Source organism: Paraburkholderia phenoliruptrix (genome assembly GCF_902859825.1).
Lineage (GTDB): Bacteria > Pseudomonadota > Gammaproteobacteria > Burkholderiales > Burkholderiaceae > Paraburkholderia > Paraburkholderia phenoliruptrix.
Genome location: NZ_CADIKB010000003.1, coordinates 24,090 through 44,918 on the forward strand (window position 1 = coordinate 24,090; position 20,829 = coordinate 44,918).

At 64.1% G+C, this 20,829-nt stretch carries 17 protein-coding genes; 11 read left to right on the plus strand and 6 right to left on the minus strand.

Translation table 11 applies throughout. The features are described from left to right. The first annotated feature begins 644 nt into the window (after positions 1-644). The gene (locus HV711_RS04750; protein ID WP_028360288.1) at positions 645-3,098 is read left to right on the plus strand and encodes a glycogen/starch/alpha-glucan phosphorylase; all 2,454 of its coding nucleotides are present in this window, start codon (positions 645-647) and stop codon (positions 3,096-3,098) included. A 69-nt stretch (positions 3,099-3,167) separates the two neighbouring features. Here HV711_RS04750 and HV711_RS04755 read toward each other — a convergent pair whose 3' ends face one another. After that, positions 3,168-4,289, minus strand: coding sequence for a hypothetical protein (locus HV711_RS04755; protein ID WP_035477938.1), 1,122 nt, complete (start codon positions 4,287-4,289; stop codon positions 3,168-3,170). Between the two features lie 341 nt (positions 4,290-4,630). Then, the gene (locus tag HV711_RS04760; protein ID WP_035478253.1) at positions 4,631-5,032 is read right to left on the minus strand and encodes a DUF6232 family protein; all 402 of its coding nucleotides are present in this window, start codon (positions 5,030-5,032) and stop codon (positions 4,631-4,633) included. Positions 5,033-5,227: 195 nt separating this feature from the next. Here HV711_RS04760 and HV711_RS04765 point away from each other — a divergent pair, with 195 nt between their 5' ends. From HV711_RS04765 to cuyB, 4 genes are all read left to right on the plus strand, one after another. Continuing rightward, positions 5,228-5,563, plus strand: coding sequence for a hypothetical protein (locus HV711_RS04765; protein ID WP_028360285.1), 336 nt, complete (start codon positions 5,228-5,230; stop codon positions 5,561-5,563). A 90-nt stretch (positions 5,564-5,653) separates the two neighbouring features. Beyond that, positions 5,654-6,568, plus strand: a complete 915-nt coding sequence (locus tag HV711_RS04770) for a LysR substrate-binding domain-containing protein (protein ID WP_014972997.1) — start codon at positions 5,654-5,656, stop codon at positions 6,566-6,568. A 179-nt stretch (positions 6,569-6,747) separates the two neighbouring features. Continuing rightward, a complete protein-coding gene (locus tag HV711_RS04775) occupies positions 6,748-8,055 on the plus strand; it encodes a dicarboxylate/amino acid:cation symporter (RefSeq protein WP_035478255.1) in 1,308 nt (435 codons plus the stop codon). Between the two features lie 8 nt (positions 8,056-8,063). Beyond that, a complete protein-coding gene (cuyB, locus tag HV711_RS04780; protein ID WP_425195019.1) occupies positions 8,064-9,515 on the plus strand; it encodes a cysteate racemase in 1,452 nt (483 codons plus the stop codon). A 30-nt stretch (positions 9,516-9,545) separates the two neighbouring features. Here cuyB and HV711_RS04785 read toward each other — a convergent pair whose 3' ends face one another. Further along, entirely contained in the window at positions 9,546-10,517 is a 972-nt protein-coding gene (locus tag HV711_RS04785; RefSeq protein WP_013591705.1) for a LysR family transcriptional regulator, read from the minus strand. A gap of 100 nt (positions 10,518-10,617) precedes the next feature. Between HV711_RS04785 and HV711_RS04790 the strand changes: the two genes are divergently transcribed. From HV711_RS04790 to HV711_RS04815, 6 genes are all read left to right on the plus strand, one after another. Further along, positions 10,618-11,691 carry an ABC transporter ATP-binding protein gene (locus HV711_RS04790; protein WP_035477944.1) on the plus strand — a complete coding sequence of 358 codons (1,074 nt, stop codon included), beginning with the start codon at positions 10,618-10,620 and terminating at the stop codon, positions 11,689-11,691. A gap of 66 nt (positions 11,692-11,757) precedes the next feature. Further along, a complete protein-coding gene (locus HV711_RS04795; RefSeq protein WP_013591707.1) occupies positions 11,758-12,468 on the plus strand; it encodes an HAD-IA family hydrolase in 711 nt (236 codons plus the stop codon). A 4-nt stretch (positions 12,469-12,472) separates the two neighbouring features. Next, positions 12,473-13,822: an NAD(P)/FAD-dependent oxidoreductase gene (locus HV711_RS04800; RefSeq protein WP_035477945.1), complete on the plus strand. Its 1,350-nt coding sequence runs from the start codon at positions 12,473-12,475 to the stop codon at positions 13,820-13,822. Then, the gene (locus HV711_RS04805; protein WP_035477947.1) at positions 13,819-14,730 is read left to right on the plus strand and encodes an ABC transporter permease; all 912 of its coding nucleotides are present in this window, start codon (positions 13,819-13,821) and stop codon (positions 14,728-14,730) included. Before HV711_RS04800 ends, HV711_RS04805 begins: the two co-directional genes overlap by 4 nt. Beyond that, positions 14,727-15,521: an ABC transporter permease gene (locus HV711_RS04810; protein ID WP_035477950.1), complete on the plus strand. Its 795-nt coding sequence runs from the start codon at positions 14,727-14,729 to the stop codon at positions 15,519-15,521. Before HV711_RS04805 ends, HV711_RS04810 begins: the two co-directional genes overlap by 4 nt. Before the next feature lie 31 nt (positions 15,522-15,552). Beyond that, positions 15,553-16,980: an aldehyde dehydrogenase family protein gene (locus tag HV711_RS04815; RefSeq protein WP_035477953.1), complete on the plus strand. Its 1,428-nt coding sequence runs from the start codon at positions 15,553-15,555 to the stop codon at positions 16,978-16,980. A 3-nt stretch (positions 16,981-16,983) separates the two neighbouring features. Here HV711_RS04815 and HV711_RS04820 read toward each other — a convergent pair whose 3' ends face one another. From HV711_RS04820 to HV711_RS04830, 3 genes are all read right to left on the minus strand, one after another. Beyond that, positions 16,984-18,684, minus strand: coding sequence for a GMC family oxidoreductase (locus HV711_RS04820; RefSeq protein ID WP_035477956.1), 1,701 nt, complete (start codon positions 18,682-18,684; stop codon positions 16,984-16,986). Between the two features lie 109 nt (positions 18,685-18,793). Next, positions 18,794-19,804 (minus strand): ABC transporter substrate-binding protein, encoded by a 1,011-nt coding sequence (locus tag HV711_RS04825; RefSeq protein ID WP_014973007.1) that lies wholly within the window; start codon positions 19,802-19,804, stop codon positions 18,794-18,796. A gap of 308 nt (positions 19,805-20,112) precedes the next feature. Next, positions 20,113-20,823, minus strand: coding sequence for an RNA polymerase sigma factor (locus HV711_RS04830; RefSeq protein ID WP_035477959.1), 711 nt, complete (start codon positions 20,821-20,823; stop codon positions 20,113-20,115). Between the last annotated feature and the right edge of the window lie 6 nt (positions 20,824-20,829).

The window sequence follows — 20,829 nt, forward strand, 5'->3', positions numbered from 1 at the left end:
GCGAATGAAGCGATTGTTACAGAGACGCGGCAATCGTGCAGGGCAGCGCACGCGTTGTAAGCGGCATGAAACCTGGATCCATGTCTATGTATATGCAACTAACTGTCAGCCCCGCCGGGCGTGCTCGAACTCGGGATGCGCCTTCGCTCACGCGCGGCGTCCGCTGTCGTTTGCCCGCGCGAGCGGTCGCTTGAAGTGCACAGGACCTGGCAGATGAACCGGTCCGATGCGATCACAGCGAGCAGTCATGCGCGCGTCACCGGTCGAAAAAAAATTGCGTGGATGTCATGCGCTGTCCGATGTGCTGTGTCATGTGCGATGTCCCGCGATCCGCGTCGCATCATGTCACGCGCGCGGCCGCCGTCTTCACACTTTGGCCCCACTGCCGAAACAGCCTGATGCACGCGCGCAGTGCCCGTTCACACGCCTCGTGCACCGCGCGCGTGCGCTGCCGCGGGCGTCGTCCCATGCGGCGGTGGACACAGGCGGGCACGGCATGTGCGTGAGGAGCACCCGCTCTCGCCGACATCCGGGAGTCGTAAAATGTCCTACTCTGATTTCTTAACCCGCCCGACCGGCACGCGCCTCCCGTCCGTCATCTGTGCGGTTCGCGTATGTCGCGGCGTTTTTACCCGGAGGCTTCGATGACAGCCGTCGATCTGGAATTCGACCAGCTCAACAGTACCGTCGACGCGCTACGGCGCTCAATTTCCAATCGCATGATGTACGGCGTCGGCAAGGACGCCGTCACTGCGCATCCCCATGACTGGCTGCACGCCGCGGCGCTTGCCGTGCGCGACCGGCTCGTCGCGCGCTGGATGAAAACCACGCGCCTGCAATACGAACAGGACGTCAAGCGCGTCTACTACCTGTCGATGGAATTCCTGATCGGCCGGACCTTTACGAATGCATTGCTCGCGCTCGGCATTCACGATCAGATGAAGGAGGCGCTTGCGAGTCTCGGCGTCGACATGGACGCGCTCATCGACATCGAGCCGGACGCCGCGCTCGGCAACGGCGGTCTCGGCCGGCTGGCGGCGTGTTTTCTCGATTCGATGGCGACACTCGGCATTCCTGGCTTCGGCTACGGCATCCGCTATGAATACGGCATGTTCCGTCAGGAAATCGTCAACGGCGAGCAGGTCGAGGCGCCGGATTACTGGTTGCGCGCGGGCAATCCGTGGGAGTTTCCGCGGCCCGAGATCAAGTACACCGTGCATTTTGGCGGACGCACCGTGCAGCGCGGCGATCAGGTCGAATGGATCGACACGGAGCACGTGAACGCCACCGCGTACGACACGGTGATTCCCGGCTACGCGACCGACGCGACCAACACGCTGCGCTTGTGGTCGGCGCGCGCCACCGACGAACTCGACCTGGGCGCCTTCAACCGCGGCGACTATCGCAACGCGGTGGATACGAAGAACATGTCGGAGAACGTGTCGCGGCTGCTGTATCCGGACGACTCCACGCCGGCCGGCCGCGAGTTGCGGCTGCGTCAGGAGTACTTCTTCGTGTCGGCGACCATGCAGGATCTGATTCGCCGCTATCAGCGCACGCACAGCACCTTCGGGCGCTTCTCAGAAAAGGTCGCGGTGCACCTGAACGACACGCACCCGGTGCTGGCCATTCCGGAACTGATGCGTTTGCTCGTGGACGTGCATCATCTGCCGTGGGACAAGGCGTGGAAGCACGTCACGCAGATCTTCTCCTACACGAATCACACGCTGATGCCCGAGGCGCTGGAAACGTGGGACGTGGAAATGCTGTCGCGGCTGTTGCCGCGGCATCTGGAGATCATCTTCGAGATCAACGCGGGCTTTCTCAAGCATGTGAGCGAGCAGTCGGGTCACGACGGCGAGATGATCCGCCGCATTTCGCTCGTCGACGAATATGGGCAGCGGCGCGTGCGCATGGCGTATCTGGCGATTGTCGCGAGCCACAAGGTGAACGGCGTGTCGAGGCTGCATTCGCAACTGATGACGCGCGACATCTTCGCCGACTTCGCGCGCATTTATCCGGAGCGCTTCACCAATGTGACGAACGGCATTACGCCGCGGCGCTGGCTTTCGCAGGCGAGCCCGTCGCTGTCTTCGCTCATCGATCAGCGAATCGGCACGCATTGGCGCAGCAATCTGTTCGAGCTGGAGCAATTGCGCGAGTTGCGCCACGACAGCAGTTTCATCGAGGCATTCCGTGAAGCGAAGCGCCACAACAAGCTGCGGCTCGTGCAGCGGCTCGCGCATCACACGAAGCTGCATTTCAATCCGGACGCGCTCTTCGATCTGCAGGTGAAGCGCATTCACGAATACAAGCGGCAGTTGCTGAACGTGCTGCATGTGATCGTGCGCTACAACCAGATTCGCGCGAATCCGGAGCGCGACTGGGTGCCGCGTGTGGTGATGTTCGCGGGCAAGGCGGCTTCCGCTTACCGGATGGCGAAGACGATCATCAAACTGATCGGCGATGTGGCCCAGAAGGTCAATCACGATCCGCTGATCGGCGACCGTCTGAAAGTGGTGTTCGTGCCGAACTACGGTGTGAGCGTGGCGGAGCTCATCATTCCCGCCGCCGATCTGTCCGAGCAGATCTCGATGGCCGGCACGGAAGCGTCGGGCACGGGCAACATGAAGCTCGCGCTCAACGGGGCGTTGACTATCGGCACGATGGACGGCGCGAACATCGAAATCTGCGACGCCGTGGGCCGCGAAAACATCTTCATCTTCGGTCACACCGCGGACGAAGTGGACAACCTGCGCGCCGCCGGTTACCGCCCGCGCGAAGTGTACGAAGAGAACGCCGAGCTGCGCATGGCGCTCGACCAGATTCGCAGCGGCTACTTCTCGCCGGACGATCCACTGCGCTTCTCGGATATTTTCCACACGCTGGTGGATTGGGGCGATCACTACATGGTGCTCGCCGATTTCGCCGCGTTTGCAAAAGCGCAAAACGACGTGGATGCGCGTTTCCTCGACAAGCGGGCGTGGACCGAAAGCGCGATTGAAAACGTGGCGGGCATGGGCCAGTTTTCTTCGGATCGAACCATTGCCGAGTATGCCCGCGATATCTGGCACGTGACGCCGCTCGAGCTGAGCTGAACGTCGTCTGCAGGAACCAGAGCCGTGCGTTTTGCAGCGACGCACGGCCTTTTCGTTGCACGAATGCGCTCAGGGCGTGAGCTTTTCGATGGCCTGGCTCGCGTAAAGGCCCAGTTGCGCGCGCGGGAAATCGAACAGCACGTCGATATTCTGCATGCCCATCAGACCGATTACGATGCGGTTCGCGCCCGGCCTTGCCTTGACGATGGCGACCTGCGCATCGTCGTAGCGGTGCACCCAGCCGCCGGAGCCGATCGCCGCGTTGTAATTGCCCTGCGCGAGCACTTTGCCGATGCTGTCGTCGCCGGTCCAGTTCGGCGCGGTGTCGGTTTCCACGCGGATCATGCCGGTGCTCGCGGTCGCGAACACGAGCGGCGCACAGAACGTCATCTTGTCGCCCACGTTGATGCAGCCGCGCGGCCATTGCAGCGTGCCGTCTTTCGCTACCGTCATCGGCACCATCGTGTAGTCCTTCGTGATGGCGCTCGACGGGCTCAGCAGCACATACGGCTTGCCGAACGCGGCGTGCACCAGATAGCGCTCGCCGATGTGGCCGGCGAGCGCGCGCAGCGGATGCGTGCAGCAACTGTCGTCGGGCTGCGCCGCACCGACGCCGAAGAGCCCCGAAAACGCCCAGCCGAATTCGCCGGTGTAGCCGTCCATTGCGACGCAGCGTTTTGACGTGGGCTGGCAGCTCACGGTGTCCACGGCCTGGGCGTCGATCTGCACGGGTTGGGAGCCGGCCACGCGCATCGGTAGTTTGACGGCGGCGCCCGACACCTGCGCGCCGTTCGCGAGCAGCAGCGTGCTTGCCGGCGCGGCGCTCGCATAACTGGAGCCCGGCAGCACCGACTTCAGCACGCGCACGCCTTGCGTGCCCGTATCGAGCGCGACGTAGACCGGCTTGCCGTCCAGTTCGACGGGCAGGCCGAGACGCGCGTGGTCTTCATCGGCACGCTCGACGTGCAGCGGGATCAGCACGCCGTCCTTGCCGCCGTTGATGAGCGAAACGCTCGGGGCCGGCGGCGTGGGCGTCGGGAAATTGACCGCGCAACCGCCAAGCGCGGTCAGCGTGCCCGCCGCGAAGAGCACGAGGGCGCCGAAACGGCGCCCATGACGACGCAAATGCCGGCGCAAATGCCGGCGCAAATGCCGGCGCGCGGCGCAACCAGTGAGAGTAAGCAGGGACATGAGCACGCTCGCAAAAAAGGGCGCTCCCGTGCGAAAGGCGAGGCATGCGGCGGCTATGCGGAGAAAAGCGACGCATCGCGAGGCCTGCAGAAAGGGACGCGCGATAACAGGAGCGGCGACTCTACCCGTGCGTCGGCGGGCACTTGCAAAGATGTGTGAAGGGCGCGGCGCGGAGGCCGCGATGTGCGTGGCGGGTGTCTCGCGCGCGGACGTTGCCGAGGGCTGTTGAATGAGCCCGCGGGCGCGGGCTCGGATTCGCTGATTTGACTCGGTGATTCAGCTCGCTCAGTTGACTCGCCGGGTCAAGTCGCTTGTTTCGGCCGCTTGTTTCGGCCACTTACTCAAACTTTCTGCGCGGCGGAAGCCGCAGCCGCTGCGCCCTTGGCCTCGTTCACGGCCGCGCCGACGCGCTCGACAAAATCGCGATCCACGCTCGAGAGCGCCTCGCGCTCGCCGTCGGCCGTCTGCACCATCAAACGGTGCGTGATGTCCTGCGTGGCCCACGTGAGCCAGCCGACGACGACCAGCATCACGCCGCACACGAGGCCGGCGGGCACGCCCAGCAAGCCGCCGACAATCGCGCCGACAAGTCCCACGACCGAGATGGTGATCGGCAAAACCTTGTTCTTTTGTATGGTGACGACGTGAACGCCGACAATGTCGCGCAGCGGAAAGACCTGCCCAGCGGATGAAAGCGCATTGCGGGTGACCGACACGCCGCGATCGTTGAAAGGGGTTTCCATCGAGTCGAATGCAAGCTGTTGCAAAGGGCGCAGCGTACCAGAAGAAACGGCATGGCAGCTTGCCGCGTTGCCGCAGGCCGCACCCATTGCGCGGCGCTCAGCGCGAAGGGAAGCCGAGCCTGCATCGACGAAACCGACGGCCGGGTGATCTGGTCGAAGTGATGTGGCCGAAGTGATGTGGCCGGAGTTCACATCATGAAGCTGTTCCACGTTACTGCTACCGCGACCGCCGCCGCTGCCCTGGCGTTGCTGCTGGCCGCCTGTTCTTCGTCGGCATGGCCGCCGGCTGGCGAGCCGGTCGCGCAGCACGTTTCATCCGCCGCCGATACAGGCGCCGACACACCTGCAATGCGCACCGCCCAAAACCCGCCGCGCGCCGCGCCGGCGTCGAAGCCGCCGGTATTGAGCGTCGGCGTCAGCGATCCCGACACGCAGTTGATTCTTCCCTGGTTCCTTACCGACATGATCGACGCGGTCAACAGCCATGAATCTTTCGGCGACTTTCTGAACGCGATGAAAGCCGGGCTGTAAGCGGCGCGTTGCCGCTGAACGCGCATTTTGCCGGCGTAGAATGCCGGTACCGCCGAACCGGCCTGCTATTGCCACGCGCCGCCTACCCGTATGGAAATCAAGTGGATCGAGGACTTCATCGCGCTCGCGCAATATCAGAGCTTTTCGCGCGCCGCGGAATTCCGCAATGTCACGCAATCCGGATTCAGCAGGCGGATTCAGTCGCTCGAGCAATGGGTCGGTGCGGAGCTGATCGACCGCAGCAGTTTTCCGCCTGTGCTGACGCCGGCAGGCCAGCTCTTTCGCGAGGTGGCCGAAGACACGCTGGAGAAGCTCTTCGATACCCGAGCGATCATTCGCACCGAACAGCGGATCGCGGGCAAGAGCCTGCAGATCGCGGCGGGGCATACCATTGCGCTCAACTTCCTGCCGTCGTGGCTGAAGGCGCTCGCGGCGCGCTTCGGCGAGGTCCGCGCGCGCGTCGTGCCGACCAACGTGCACGATTCGATCCTGATGCTCGTGAACGGCAATTGCGAACTGATGTTCGCCTACCATCACCCGGAACTGCCGCTGCACCTCGACCCGGTGCGGTATGAGCATGTCACCGTGGGTATCGACACGCTCATGCCGGTGAGCCGGCCGAATCAGCGGTTGGCGCCGTCGTTCCGGCTGCCCGGCACGCCCAAAGAGCCGCTGCCGCATATCTCTTACACGGAAACGAGCTACTTTGGCCGCTGCGTCGCGCTTCTGCTGAGCCGCGCTTCGGCGCCGCCTGCATTACGGCTTCATTACGAATCGGACATGGCCGAGGTCCTCAAGAAGCTGGTTCTGCAAGGCGAAGGCATTGCATGGCTGCCGAAAAGCGCCATTGCCGCCGAACTCGACAGCGATCAACTGGTAGCAGCCGGTCCGTCCGTGTGGAATCTGCAGGTTGAACTGCGCGTGTATCGCGACGCCTCGAACCGCAATGAGTTTATCGAGGCGCTTTGGCAGTATTTGCGCGAAGTGTCGCCCGTGGCCGGCTAGGGTTATCCCGCGTTATGCGAAATTCGCATGACGACATGCAGGACCGGCATTAAGACATTTTTGTTCTTCTCTACCATCCGTTCCGACGGTGGTGCGGCGCCCATGCTGCCGCGCCCGATCGCTTCTCGCGCATCGCGCCCGCGTCGCCCGCGCGGCGCGTCACTCAAGGACGGATGGAAATGAAAAATCGCCTCACTCTGCACATTGCCGCCGGGATGGTGCTCGGCGTCATTGCCGGCTATCTATGCCATAAGAGCCTGCCCGACGCCGCGACGGCCAAGGCCGTGGCCGGATACTTTTCCATCGTCACGGATATTTTCCTGCGCCTCATCAAGATGATCATTGCGCCGCTGGTGTTCGCCACGCTCGTCTCCGGGCTCGCCGGCATGGACAGCGGACAGGATGTGGGCCGGATCGGGCTGCGCTCCGTCGCGTGGTTCTTCTGCGCGTCGCTGCTGTCGCTCGGCCTGGGCCTCGGGCTCGCCAACCTGCTGCAGCCGGGCGCCGGCCTGCATCTCGTGGAGAGCGCCGGTGAAGTCAGCACCGGGCTCAACACGTCCGCATTGAACGTCAAGGACGTCATCACGCATGCATTCCCGACGAGTCTGCTTGACGCCATGGCGCGCAACGACATTCTGCAGATTCTCGTGTTCTCCGTTTTCCTCGGCATCGCGCTCGGTGCGCTGAAGCAGGACAAGCGCGTGATGATCGTCATTCAGGCCATCGACGGAATGGTGCCGGTCATGCTGCGTCTCACCAACTACGTGATGCGCGCTGCGCCGTTCGGCGTATTCGGCGCGATCGCGTCCGCGGTGACGCTGCGCGGCGTGGACGTGCTCTACACCTACGGCAAGCTGATCGGCTCCTTTTACTTCGGCCTCCTGATTCTTTGGGCCGTGCTGATCGGCGCGGGCTATCTGTTCCTCGGGCGCCGCATCGTGCCGCTCCTCAAAGCCGTGCGCGAACCCGCCATGCTCGCCTTTTCGACCGCGAGCAGCGAGGCCGCGTATCCTCGCCTGACCGAGCAGCTCGAGAAATTCGGCGTCGACAAGAAAGTGGTCGGCTTCACGCTTCCGCTCGGCTATGCATTCAATCTCGACGGCTCGATGATGTACCAGGCCTTCGCCGCGATCTTCATTGCACAGGCGTTCGGCGTCGACATGCCTGTGTCGCAGCAGATTTTCATGCTGCTCGTGCTGATGCTGAGCAGCAAGGGCATGGCGAGCGTGCCGCGCGGTTCGGTCGTGGTGGTCGCGGCGGTGGCGCCGATGTTTCATCTTCCGGTTGCAGGCGTGGCCATGGTGCTCGCCATCGACCAGATACTCGATATGGGCCGCACGATGACGAATGTGATCGGCAATAGCGTGGCGACGGCGGTGATCGCGAAGTGGGAAGGCAAGCATGTGACCGCCACGGCCGGGTCCGCGGCCTTCGAGCCCGTTGAGGCCGTCGAGTCCCTGGAGCACGTCGAGGCTGCGGCGAAATGACTTCGGCCATGAGCGCCAGCTCGCGCAAGTACGGCGTGGTCGGCGGACTCGGGCCGCTCGCGAGCGCGGATGTGTTCTTCAAGCTCGTGAAAGCCATGCCTGTTTCGGCCGATGCGGGCCATGCCGACGTGATCTTCCAGCAACATCCGTTTCCGGGCGCCAGCACGGCGAGCGCCGCCACGACGGAGCGCAAGCTGTATATCTTCGACATGATCCGCGACTTCGAGAAGCGGGGCGTGACGACGGTGGTGCTGCCGTGTTTTCTGAGCCATACCTATATCGACGAATTGAAGGCGAACACGAGCCTGCAAATCGTGGATATGGTCGACGCGGTGCTTGGCCATGTGCGCCGGAAGTTCCCGGGGCGCACGCGCATCGGCGTGCTCGCCTCCGACTACACACGTGAAAAGCGCCTATTCGAGCGCTACTTCTCGCCGTGCGAACTGGAGGTGCTGCACCCGCGCCTGCAGAAGGGCGTCGATCGGGTGACGCAAGCCGTGTATGGCCCCGAAGGCATCAAAAGCGGCAACTTGCGCGGGCTGCCGGTCGACCTGTTGCGCCGTGCCTGTGTGGACCTCGTCCAGCAGGGCGCGCAGGTGATCGTCCCGGGCATGACCGAGATTGCGCTCGTCGCCGATCAGATCGGCGAGCTCGGCGTGCCGCTGGTCGACTCGAACCTCGCCTATGCGCAGCACGTGGTATCGGGGCAATACGACGCGCCCGCGGAGGTGTTCAAGCTCGGCGTGGTGGGCGGCGTCGGCCCAGCGGCGACGGTGGACTTTCTCGACAAGATCGTGCGCAACACGCCCGCCCGCCGGGATCAGGATCATGTGAAGCTGCTGGTCGAGCAGAACCCGCAAATTCCTGACCGCACGGAGAACCTGATCGGCGAGGGTGCGGATCCGACGGTGTCGCTGTATGCGACCTGCAAGCGGCTGGAAGAGGGCGGCGCGGACATCATCGCGATTCCGTGCAACACGGCGCACGCGTTTGTCGAACGCATTCAGCCTTATCTACGCGTTCCGATTGTGAACATGCTGACGGAAACGGTCCGCTACGTGCACGAGCATTATCCGGCTCAACGCAAGATCGGTGTACTCGCAACGTCCGGCACCATGGCGAGCGGCGTGTATGAAAAGGCGCTCGAAGCGCAGGGGCTTCAGCAGATTGCGCCCGAACCGGCTTTGCAGTCGCGCGTCATGCAAGCCATCTACGGAAAGCAGGGCGTCAAGGCGGGCTTTACTGCCGGTGCATGCCACGACGACATTGCGGCCGCCGTGGAAGGCCTGATCGACGAAGGCGTAGAAGTGATCGTGCTCGGCTGCACCGAATTGCCGCTGCTGCTGCCGCATGCCGAATTCGTCGGCAGTGGCGGCGCTCGAGTCACGCTGATCGATCCGACCGATGTTCTCGCGCGGCGCTGCATTGCGTATGCGCTTGCAGCGCGCGAAAAGCGGTAAGGCGTCGCGGCGCACCGATCGTTCGTAGCACTACACGATCGCCACGCCGCACTCCTTGAATGCTTTGCGCAATCCCAGCTGCGGGTACGCGCTTTCCAGCGTGCGCATGTCGGCGCGCATTTCCTCGACGATCCAGTCGCGCACATTGGCAACGATGGGTCGCAACGGCCGGTTCGCGGGCGATACCAGACAGCAGCGCCGGTGCGTCACGATGATCTCCTCCTCCGCGGGCACCAGCGCGCGCTGCGAGAGCCAATGCGACACCACGTTCAGCCAGCCGAGCGCGACGCCCTGGCCGAGTAGTGCGGCCTGCACGACGATCGCGTAGTCATTGAAGCTGAGCATGCCCGCCACGCGCCGGCCGTGCTGCTCGAACGCACCGAAGCGGTGATGCCAGCCGCGCTCTTCGTCGTCCATCACGATCACGGTGTCGCCGTGCTCGCGACCCGCTTCGCTTTGCGCCGTTTCCTGATAACGCGGGTTGCACACGGGCATGAGCGTTTCGGGCATGACCAGCACGCTGTTGTCGTCGATCTCGCCGGCGTGCTGAAAGCGCATGCCGAGATCGACGTCGACGAGCGGGCCGCCGATGCGCCCCGAAATGAGCTGGAACCTCAGATCAATCGACGGAAACGCCTCGTTCAGGCGGCTCATGCGCGGCATCAGCCAATGCGTGGTGAAACCCGTGGACACCGACAGCGTGACCGATTCCACGCCCGTGGCGCGCGCCTCGATTTCGCGGATGGCGCTTTCTATGCCGTTGAAGCCTTCCGAGATCTTGCGATACAGGATGCGTCCGTTCTCGGTGAGCTCGATGCCCCCGCGCACGCGTTCGAAAAGGCGCACTCCGATGTGATCTTCCATGCGCGCGAGCATGCGGCTCACGGCGGGCTGGCTCACATAGAGTTCTTGCGCCGCACGGGTGAAGTTGCCGCAGCGCGCGGCGGCTTCGAAGACGAACAGCGCATTCGCGCTCGGCAGTTTTTTGCGTAGATTCGGCATGACTTGATGTTATGCCTGATCCAACAATTTGGGAATTGCCGCCAAAAAGTTTGCCACCTATATTTTCCCTAACGCAGCCCCTTTGGCGAGAAAGAACGCAATGGACGCACGAGCGAAAACGGGAGTTTCCATCCGGTCGGCAGGCAAGCGCTACGGTCCGGTGGTCGCGCTGGACGACGTTTCGCTCGACATCGAGCCCGGCGAATTCGTGTCGCTACTCGGGCCGTCCGGCTCCGGCAAGACGACGCTGCTCGGCATTCTCGGCGGCTTCGTTCAGCCGAGTTCCGGTTCGGTGTGGGTCGGCGAGCGTGACATTACATTTGCGCCGCCGCACAAGCGCAACATCGGCATCGTGTTTCAGAACTACGCGCTGTTTCCGCACATGACGGTCGGCGAGAACGTCGCGTTTCCACTGCGCGCGCGTCGCGAGCCGAAAGCCGGCTGGGCGAAGAAGGTGGCGGACGCGCTCGCCATGGCCGAACTGAGCGGCTACGAGGGGCGCAACATCGCCCAGCTTTCCGGCGGTCAGCGTCAGCGGGTCGCGCTCGCGAGGGCGATGGTCTTCGAGCCGCAGCTGATTCTGATGGACGAGCCGCTCTCCGCGCTCGACAAGCAGCTGCGCGAAACCATGCAGATCGAACTCCGGCGACTGCATCGCAAGCTCGGGGCGACGATTGTCTACGTGACCCACGACCAGCGCGAGGCGCTCACCATGAGCGACCGCGTGGCCGTGCTGAAAAACGGCAGGCTCGTGCAGATCGACACGCCTGAGCGTCTGTACGACCGGCCTTGCGACGCGTTCGTCGCGAGCTTTATCGGCGAGGCGACGCTGCTCAATGTGAGCCGCGCCGGCGAAGACGCCGTGCGGCTCGGCGACGCGGTGTTGCGCACGGCCCACCCGTTGCCGCGCGGCGAGCGTTTGCTGCTTGCCGTGCAAACCGAAAAGCTCGTGATCGACGGCGGCGCGGCTCATGACGCAAACCGGCTGTCGTGCCGCGTGACCGAAGTGCTGTATCAGGGCGAGAGCCTGCGCGTTTTCGCGGCGCTTGCCGACGGCACGTCGATCAGCCTGCGCCAGCCCGGCAATCACGACGCCCGCCGCCGCATTCCGTCACCCGGCGAGCCGATGACCGTGGTGCTCGATCCCCAGGACACAATTGTCGTGCCCGCCTGATTTCTCCGCTGCCCACTCGAGGCATTTACGTCTTACGAAACTCGCGCAACCGCAAAGGATGATGCAATGAAGCTCACCGATTTCAAGGTCCTGACGTTCGATGTCGTCGGCACGCTGATCAATTTTGAAAAGGGCGTGCTCGCGTCCGTACGGCGCCTCGGCGGGGCGGCGGCGAAAGACCTCACCGACGACCAGATCTTCGAGCCGTATATGCGCGGCCGTGCGAAATATCCGGGCCGCTCGAGCCATGAGATGGCGAACGTGTATCTGTCGCTGGCAAAAGAGCTCGGCTTGCCCGACGACGCGCAATCCGCCGCGGCATTCCAGCGCGACGTGCTGGAATGGCCCGCCTTCGAAGACTCGGTGGAAGCCCTGAAGCGCCTGCGCAAACACTACCGGCTCGTCGCGATGACGAATGCGGACCGCGTCGCGTTGTCGGCCTACGCGCACACGCTCGGCGATCCCTTCGACGACACCGTGTGCTGCGACGAGACCGGTGTCGCGAAGCCGGATCCGCAGTTCTTTGCCTATAACCGTGGACGTCAGGCTGCGTTCGGCTTCAAGTTCAACGAGATTCTGCACACCGCGCAGAGTCAGTATCACGATATCGGCGTTGCGACGAAGCTCGGTTACGCGACGTGCTGGATCGAGCGCCGCCAGGGCATGAAGGGCTTCGGCGCGACGCCGGTGCCGGAAGCCGTCACGACGCCGACCTTCAAATTCGCGACGCTCGGCGCGCTCGCCGACGCCGTCGAAGCCGAAGCGCGCGCCGCTTAACGCCATGCTCGCGCCCGCCGTTCACAACCCGTCGCAACGCCCACAGCCGGATTCGTTATGGCGGGCGATGGCGGCGCGCTCGGCTCACAAGCTCGCGCCCGTCAGCATGGGCGCGCCGCTCGCGCGCGATCTTTCCGTCGACGTGGCCGTGATCGGCGCGGGCTACTCGGGTCTCGCGGCCGCCTACGCGCTGCAAAAGCGCGGCGTCGACTGCGCGGTGTTCGATGCGAACCCGGTCGGCTGGGGCGCGAGCGGGCGCAATGGCGGCGTGGTGTCGTCGAAATTCCGCTTGTCGTTTCCGCTGATCGACAAGCTGCACGGACTGGACACCGCGAAGCGCATGCACCGTCTCGCGCACGAAGGCGTGCGCGTGGTCGAATCGCTCGTCGACGAATACGGGCTGGAACGCGCGCATTTCGAGCATACCGGCAGCCTGCGTTGCGCGCATACCGAACGCGCGTTCGCGTCGATTCGCGCGGAGGCGGATTGGGTGCGCACGCAACTAGGCGACGCGTCGATGAGCGTGCAATCGCGCGAGGAAGTGACGCGCGAGACGGGATCGGCGGGATTTGTCGGCGGCGTGCTGAGCGCGGACGCCGGCACGATCCTGCCGCTCGAATATGTGTGCGGTATCGCGCGGGGTCTCACGGCGCGCGGCGTGCCGATTTACGAAGCCACGCCGATCGTCGAGATCGCGCGGTCGCTGCGTGGCGCCGGCGGCGCCGTGCTGCGCACGCCTGGCGGCGTTGTGCGCGCGAAGCAGGTGATCGTCGCGACCAATGCGTATTCGGATCTCACGTCGGCGACCGCCGCTTATCAGCGTGAACTCGTGCCGTTTCGCAGCGCAATGATCGCGACCGCGCGGCTCCCCGCAGAACTGGATGCGCGCCTCATGGTGCAACGCCGCAGCTATACGGAAACGCGCCGCATGATGAAGTGGTTCCGCAAGGTGGACGGCCGCATGCTGTTCGGCGGACGCGACGCATTCGGCAAGGAAGGACAGGCGACCGGCTTCGACGCGTTGCGGCGCGCGATGGTCGCGCTGTTTCCCGATCTCGCGGATGTGCAGATCGAATACAAATGGTCGGGCTATGTCGGCATGACCTTCAACGCCCTGCCGCATGTCGGACGAAGCGACGACCTCACGACCTTCTGTCTGGGATATAACGGCGCCGGCGTGGCCATGGCGAGCCTGCTCGGCCAGCATGCGGCGGCGCTCGCGCTTGGCGACGCGCCGGAACTCGCATTGCTCGGCCAGCAAGGCTTGCGGCCCGTGCCGTTTCATTCGCTGCGCGCGCCGGGCGTTCGCGTGGTGGCCGCGTGGTATCAGTTTCTCGACGCCGTGGGTGCATGATGACGACAGCCAAACGGATTTTCCAGGAACCCGCCTTGATGCAGACGACCGCGACGGACCCGTCGGTCCGCCATCAGCAACGCGAAGATCGCGCGATGCTGCTCTTGCTCGTGCCCGCGCTTTTCGTCGTCGTGGTGCTCCTGGTCGTGCCGCTCGCGTGGCTGTCGTGGCAGTCCATCTGGCAAGACGGCGGCTTCACGCTCGTCAACTATCGGCGCATCTTCACCGGCACCTATCTCGACACGTTCCTGCTCACATTCAGGCTTAGCGTGATCGTGACCGGCGTGACGCTGCTGCTCGGTTATCCCGTTGCCTATTTTGCGTCCTCGGTCTCGCCGCGATGGAGCGCGCTGATACTCGGCATGGTGATCCTGCCGTTCTGGACCAGCGTGCTCGTGCGCACCTACGCGTGGCTCGTGCTGTTGCAGCGCACTGGGCTCATCAACAAGGCGCTGCTGGAAATGGGGCTCGTGGATCGCCCGGTGCAACTTGCGTACAACCAGTTCGGCACCATTCTCGCGATGGTGCATATTCTGCTGCCGTTCATGGTGCTCCCGCTTTATTCAGCCATGCAGAAGATTCCCGCGAATCTTTCGCAAGCCGGCGCGAGTCTCGGGGGCTCGCCCTGGCACGTGTTCTGGCGCGTGTTTCTGCCGCTGTCGATGAGCGGCGTCGTCGCGGGCGTCACGCTCGTCTTCGTGCTGTGCCTCGGTTTTTACATCACGCCCGAACTGATGGGCGGCGGCAAGTCGATCATGGTGTCCATGGTGGTGAGCCGCAATGTCGAGATCTACAACAGTTGGGGCGCGGCGAGCGCGGTCAGCGTCGTGCTGCTGGTGTGCGTGTTCGCGATCTTCTATGCCGCGAGCCGCGTGATTCCACTCGAAAAGACCCTGGGTGCAAAATGAACAGGATTCCGCTCGGCAGAGTCGTACTCGGTGCGGTCGTCGTGCTGATTCTCGTGTTCCTGATGCTGCCGGTGCTGATTGTCGTGCCGCTGTCGTTTTCGGACACGCGCTTCATGACGTTCCCGCCGCCCGCCTATTCGTTGCGCTGGTATCACGCGTTCTTCGATAACCCCGCATGGATCGAAGCGGCTCGCGTGACGCTTACGGCATCTGTGTGTGCGGCGCTCCTCGCCACGCCGCTCGGCGTAGCCGCGGCCTACGCGATCCAGCACGGCACGCATTGGTCGATGCGCTATCTGCGCACACTGCTGATGTTGCCGCTGATGGTGCCGATCATCATCGTCGCAGTGGGTGTGTTCTTTGTGTTCACGCAGGCGGGGTATGTGAACACGCTCGGCGGGCTGATCGTCGCCGATACGATGCTGGGGTTGCCGTATGTGCTGATCTCAGTCGGCGCGGACTTGCGCACGTTCGACCGCACGCAGGAAATGGTGGCGCGCAGTCTCGGCATGAATCGCCTGCGCAGCTTCCTCGCGGTGACGCTGCCGCAGATCAAGGCGAGCGTGATTTCAGGCGCGGTGTTCGTGTTCATTCAGGCGCTCGACGAAACCGTGGTCGCACTCTTCATTTGTGGCGGCACGAATCAGACGCTCACGCGCCGCATGTTCGTCACGCTGCGCGACGAGATCGATCCCACCATCGCCGCGATCAGCACCATGCTCACTGCGCTCACCTTGTGCCTCGTGATGATCGTCGTCGTGAGCCGGCGTTCGGCGAACGCGCGCGCGTGATCTGTTTTCATTTCATCGAATTGGGAAGCGGATGTCGAATGCACTGAAGTTTTATATCGACGGCGCCTGGGTTGCGCCGTTCGGCGAGGCGCGCCTCGCCGTAGTCGATCCCTGCACGGAAGAGCCGTTCGCCGAAATAGCGCTCGGCAATGGGGACGATGTGAACCGCGCGGTCGCCGCGGCAAGACGCGCTTTCGCGTCGTTTTCGCTGACGTCGCCCGCGGAACGCATCGCGCTGATTCGCCGCGTACTCGATGCCTACATGGCGCGCTACGACGACATGGCGGACATCATCTCGCGTGAAATCGGCGCGCCGAAAAAGCTCTCGCACGCGTGGCAGGCGGCGCTCGGCAAACGTCACCTGGAAGAACTGCTGCGCACCTGCGAGCGCTTCGCGTGGCAGCGCAAGAAGGGCACGACGCTCGTCAATCATGAGCCTATCGGCGTGGTCGCTCTCATTACGCCGTGGAATTGGCCCATCAATCAGATCGTCTGCAAGGTTGCGCCCGCAATTGCCGCGGGCTGCACGATGGTGCTCAAGCCGAGCGAGGTGTCGCCGCTGAACGCCGTGCTGTTCGCCGAGATACTCGAAGCCGCGGGCGTGCCGCCCGGCGTGTTCAATCTCGTGAACGGCGACGGCCCGACTGTCGGTGCGGCGCTCTGCAGCCATCCGGACGTCGATATGGTGTCCTTTACCGGCTCCACGCGCGCGGGCGTCGAAATCGCGAAGCTCGCGGCGCCGACCGTCAAGCGCGTGCACCAGGAACTGGGCGGCAAATCCGCCAACATTCTTCTCGACGATGTGGACTTCGAAGCCGCCGTCACCTCGGGCGTGAATTCGTGCTTCAGCAACAGCGGCCAGTCATGCAACGCGCCGACGCGCATGCTGGTGCCCGCGGCGCGGCACGACGAGGCCGTGCGCATTGCCGGGCGCGCGGCGGCCGCGCACCGTGTCGGGCCCGCGAACGACGACGCCACCACGATGGGTCCGGTGGTCAGCGACGTGCAATACGCGCGCGTGCAGCGGCACATCGCAAAGGGTATCGAAGAAGGCGCGCTGCTCGCCGCTGGCGGCCTGGGCCGTCCCGAGGGTTTGACGCGAGGCTACTACGTGCGGCCGACGGTCTTCGCAAACGTCGACCCGTCCATGACGATTGCACGCGAAGAGATCTTCGGCCCGGTGCTCGCCATCATGCCGTATCGCGATGAGGAAGACGCCATCGTCATGGCCAACGACACCCCGTTCGGTCTCGCCGCGTATGTTCAGTCGGCGGATCAGGCGCGCGCCCGCCGCGTGGCATTCCGCCTGCGCGCGGGCAGCGTGTATCTGAACTATCCGTCGTGGGACGCGGGCTCGCCGTTCGGCGGCTACAAGCAATCCGGCAACGGCCGCGAATACGGCGAGTGGGGCCTCGAAGCGTTTCTCGAAGTGAAGGGCATTGTCGGCTACGGCGACTAGGCACTAATCGACGGCATGGCCGCGTCCGCGCAACAGATCGGCGATGCGTTCGGCGATCATGATGGTCGGCACGTTGGTGTTCGCGCAGGGAATGGACGGCATCAACGATGCGTCGCACACATGCAGGCCGTCCACGCCGTAGACCGCGCCGCATGCATCGGTGACCGCCAGCGGGTCGTCGGCGGCGCCCATGCGGCAGGTGCCCGACGGGTGCCATGTGCCGCCCACCGAACGCGTGACGAACTGCGTGAGCGCGGTATCGTCGGCGAGTAGCTGGTCGAGTGTCACGCCTTGTGTGACCACGCGACGCACAAGCGACGCGCGCAGCGGCCCCGCGATGTCCAGCAGCGCCGAAAGCGCACCGCGTTGCAATGCGTTCCAGGCGCCAGGCACCGCAACGGCCGCGACCCGCGGCGAGTAGCTCGATGGAAACAACGTGTCGCGATGCACGGCCATTGTGGGCGCGGCGAGCGTCTGTGCGCCGAAACGCAGTGCGAGCTTCAGCCGTTCGAGATCGCGCGCATCGGACAGCATGGCGAAATCGACGTCGGGCTCGTCCAGTGCGCTCGCCGATTTGAGCTTCAGACGTCCGCGCGAATACGATTTGTTGACCCAGAAGAACAGGGTGCCCAAGCGATAGCCGACCGAATGCCAGCCCGAGCGCGACAGGATGGCGCCGTGCATGTCGCCGGGCACGGTGCCGGGGAGTCCCGATGAAAAACGCACGATAGCCTGCTCGTGATGCTCGTCGGGAAACGGCGTGCGAGCGGCGCGGGGCAGAAACGCCGACACCGCGATGGACGGATGCTCCATCAGATTGCGGCCCACGCCTTCGCGATGCACGAGGACGTCGATGCCGAGTGCGGCGAGCTCGTTGGCTGGACCAATGCCGCTTCGGAGCAACAGCGCGGGCGAGTGAATCGCGCCCGCGCTGACGATGACGCAGCCGGCCCGCAAGTCATGATGCGTGCCGTCGGGCCGCAGCATGCGCGCGCCCACCGCGCGCCTTTGGTCGAACAGGATGCGCTGCGCGATCTCATCGGTGCGGATGATGAGATTGGGCCGTGCTCGCACGGTGTCGTCCAGATAACAGACGGACGTGGGGATGCGTTCGCCTTGGGCGCTCACCGCAATGGAGCCGATAAAGGTGCCGTCCTGCCACGGGCCGTTCTGGTCTTCGCGCAGCGGATAGTCGTGCTTTAACGTATCCAGCACGGCTTTCACGAAGGGCGAGACACGCGGCCATGCCGTTCGCTGGATGCGTAGCGGGCCGTGCGCGCCGTGCAGGTCGCGATGGTCGGGGCCGTCGAAGTCGCAGTCGGTTTCGAGCTTGCGAAAATAAGGCAGACACGCTTGCCAGTTCCAGCCTTGTGCGCCGAGAGCTTCCCATTCGTCGTAGTCGGCGGGCGCGCCGCGGTTCGCCATGAGCGCATTGATCGCCGAGCCGCCGCCCAGAAGCCGCGCCTGTTCATAGCGGCGCAGCGCGGCAGGCGCGCTCATGCGCGCTTTCAATTGCTGCCATAGGTTGGCCGTATCCAGGTACGCACGGCCCGGATAGCGGCTGCGAATCTCGGCGGGCATGGTCACCTGCGAGATATTGCGGCCGGCTTCGACGAGGCACACGCGCTTGCCCGCATCTTCGGAGAGACGCGCGGCAAGCACGCACCCCGCCGAACCGCCGCCAAGAATCAGATAGTCGATCACGTCGGATGAATGAAGACCGCGTTAAAGCAAGCCGAAAAAAGCAGAACGCCCGCGATGAACCGGAATCACGCGGGCGCATGAATGGCGATGGAAGGACAGCCGTTAAGCGTTACTGCATGAACTTCAGCCAGCGCGCTTTGGCCTGAATGCCTGCATCGGACGCCCACCAGTCTTCGGACATCAAGGCCTGCTTTGCAGCATTCTCGGGCGAGCTTGGCAATTCGCTCGCGCGCTTGGGCGTGATCTTGCCGGTCTTGAACGCAGCCGGATTGCCGGGACCATAGTCGATGTAAAGCGGCAGATTCGCTTGCAGGTCCGGCGAAACGGCGGTGTTCAGGAAGCGCATGGCGTCGTTCAGATTCGGCGCGTTCTTCAGTACGCACAACTGCGTGTTTTGCAGAATGCCGTCATTGAAGGTGAAATCGACATCGGGATTGTCCTTGCGCACCGCGCTTGCGCGGCCGTTCCAGATCATCGTCATGTCGACTTCGCCGTCGTGCAGCAATTGCGCGGACTGGCCGCCGGAGGTCCACCACACCGTAATGTCGGGCTTGATCTGCTGCAGCTTCCTGAACGCGCGGTCCACGTCGAGCGGATAGAGCTTGTCGCGCGGCACGCCGTCCGCGAGCAGCGCGGCTTCAAGTACTGTTTGCGGGTCGTTGCGCAGCGCCCGCGTGCCCGGGAATGCCTTCACGTTCCAGAAGTCGGCCCAGCTTTGCGGCGTCTTTTTCAGCGTCTTCTTGTTGTAGCCGATCACCGTCGAATAGAACTCGTACGCAACCGAATAAGGCGTGCGGTACTTCTCAGGCATCGCGGCGGCGTTGGGGAGCTTCGCGAAGTCGAGCTTTTCGAGCAGTCCCTCGCGGCCGCCTCGCAGACAGTTCGAGGTGGGCGTGTCCACCACATCCCAGATCGGTTTGCCGGTCGCGGCCTGCGCCTTGATCTGCGGCCACGCGTCCGGAATGCTGTCCTGATTGATGGTGATGCCCAGCTCCTTCGCCGCCGGGTCGAGAATGGCTTTGGTCTGGGCTTCCTGATACGTGCCGCCCTGCGACACGAAAGTGATTTTTCCCGCGGCGAGCGCGGGCGCCATGCTCGCGACGCTCAACACCAGAGTCATGGCAAACGGGCGCAACCTTGGCATGCTGATCACGACTTCTCCTCGATACGGTTGAAGCGAAAAGACATCATCCAGGTCGGCGCTTTCACCGCTGCGGCTTGAAACCGAAGGAGCGAAGAGCGCGGGCTTGAATGGAAATATAGTGAGCCAATTCGAGCGGAGCAACGCCGCAATTGTTGGAGTGGCCATGACATGGTGTTATGTCAGCCCCTTTGCGGTGGATGTGGCGGTGGTCGCCGTGGTGGTGCCGTTGGCTCGCTGCGCCGTCGAGTTGTTGCCGGCGCGGCGCCAGCGCGCGCTCTGCCTGCCTAGCCTTGATTGCTCTCGCCGTGCTTGTCGATGCGCGCCATCACATTCGCGACGATCCGGTCGCAGCGCGCCCCCGCAAAGCCGAAGATTTCGCTGCTGGCGATGTCGATGTCTCGCGCGAGCGTCTCGCGCAGCAGGCTCCTGGCGCGAAAGTGCCGGCTGCGCACGGTGGCTTCGGCAATGTCGAGGCACTGCGCGGTTTCCTCGACGCTGAGCTCTTCGACGGTGCGCAGTATGAACACCGTGCGAAAGGATTCCGGCAGTTCGTCGAGCTTGCGCTCGAGCAGCGCGCGCATTTCCGCACGCGCTACTGCGCTGTCGGGTGGCTCGGAGTCGGAAGAGTGCATGGCTTCAATATCGATGTCGGCGGTGTTCGAACTGACCATAGGGACGACGTTCTCGCGGCGGGCATGGCGGCGCAGCCGGCCATAACATTCGTTCAGCACGAGCCGCGAGAGCCACGTCGACAACGCCGCGTCGCCGCGAAACTGGCCGAGCGAGCGGTAGGCATGGAGGTACGCGTCCTGCAGCGCGTCTTCGGCCTCGGCGTCGTCGCGCAGTGTGGCCCGCGCAAGCCGGTACAGCCGGCGGTTGTACCGGCGCATCAGCGGTTCGAACGCCGCGCGATCGCCCGCGACAATGCGCTGTACCAGGGCAAGGTCGTCCTCCGCGGCGCTGCGCGTGGGCGGCAGGTTCGCTGTTTCGGTCATCGTCTG

What these genes read in the sequence shown, in the direction of transcription:
- HV711_RS04775 (WP_035478255.1), top strand. Translation starts at nt 6,748, where the DNA reads ATGAAAAATCGCCTCACTCTGCACATTGCCGCCGGGATGGTGCTCGGC.
- HV711_RS04785 (WP_013591705.1), bottom strand. Translation starts at nt 10,517, where the DNA reads ATGCCGAATCTACGCAAAAAACTGCCGAGCGCGAATGCGCTGTTCGTC.
- HV711_RS04790 (WP_035477944.1), top strand. Translation starts at nt 10,618, where the DNA reads ATGGACGCACGAGCGAAAACGGGAGTTTCCATCCGGTCGGCAGGCAAG.
- cuyB (WP_425195019.1), top strand. Translation starts at nt 8,064, where the DNA reads ATGAGCGCCAGCTCGCGCAAGTACGGCGTGGTCGGCGGACTCGGGCCG.
- HV711_RS04800 (WP_035477945.1), top strand. Translation starts at nt 12,473, where the DNA reads ATGCTCGCGCCCGCCGTTCACAACCCGTCGCAACGCCCACAGCCGGAT.
- HV711_RS04825 (WP_014973007.1), bottom strand. Translation starts at nt 19,804, where the DNA reads ATGACTCTGGTGTTGAGCGTCGCGAGCATGGCGCCCGCGCTCGCCGCG.
- HV711_RS04795 (WP_013591707.1), top strand. Translation starts at nt 11,758, where the DNA reads ATGAAGCTCACCGATTTCAAGGTCCTGACGTTCGATGTCGTCGGCACG.
- HV711_RS04750 (WP_028360288.1), top strand. Translation starts at nt 645, where the DNA reads ATGACAGCCGTCGATCTGGAATTCGACCAGCTCAACAGTACCGTCGAC.
- HV711_RS04770 (WP_014972997.1), top strand. Translation starts at nt 5,654, where the DNA reads ATGGAAATCAAGTGGATCGAGGACTTCATCGCGCTCGCGCAATATCAG.
- HV711_RS04830 (WP_035477959.1), bottom strand. Translation starts at nt 20,823, where the DNA reads ATGACCGAAACAGCGAACCTGCCGCCCACGCGCAGCGCCGCGGAGGAC.
- HV711_RS04765 (WP_028360285.1), top strand. Translation starts at nt 5,228, where the DNA reads ATGAAGCTGTTCCACGTTACTGCTACCGCGACCGCCGCCGCTGCCCTG.
- HV711_RS04810 (WP_035477950.1), top strand. Translation starts at nt 14,727, where the DNA reads ATGAACAGGATTCCGCTCGGCAGAGTCGTACTCGGTGCGGTCGTCGTG.
- HV711_RS04755 (WP_035477938.1), bottom strand. Translation starts at nt 4,289, where the DNA reads ATGTCCCTGCTTACTCTCACTGGTTGCGCCGCGCGCCGGCATTTGCGC.
- HV711_RS04760 (WP_035478253.1), bottom strand. Translation starts at nt 5,032, where the DNA reads ATGGAAACCCCTTTCAACGATCGCGGCGTGTCGGTCACCCGCAATGCG.
- HV711_RS04805 (WP_035477947.1), top strand. Translation starts at nt 13,819, where the DNA reads ATGATGACGACAGCCAAACGGATTTTCCAGGAACCCGCCTTGATGCAG.
- HV711_RS04815 (WP_035477953.1), top strand. Translation starts at nt 15,553, where the DNA reads ATGTCGAATGCACTGAAGTTTTATATCGACGGCGCCTGGGTTGCGCCG.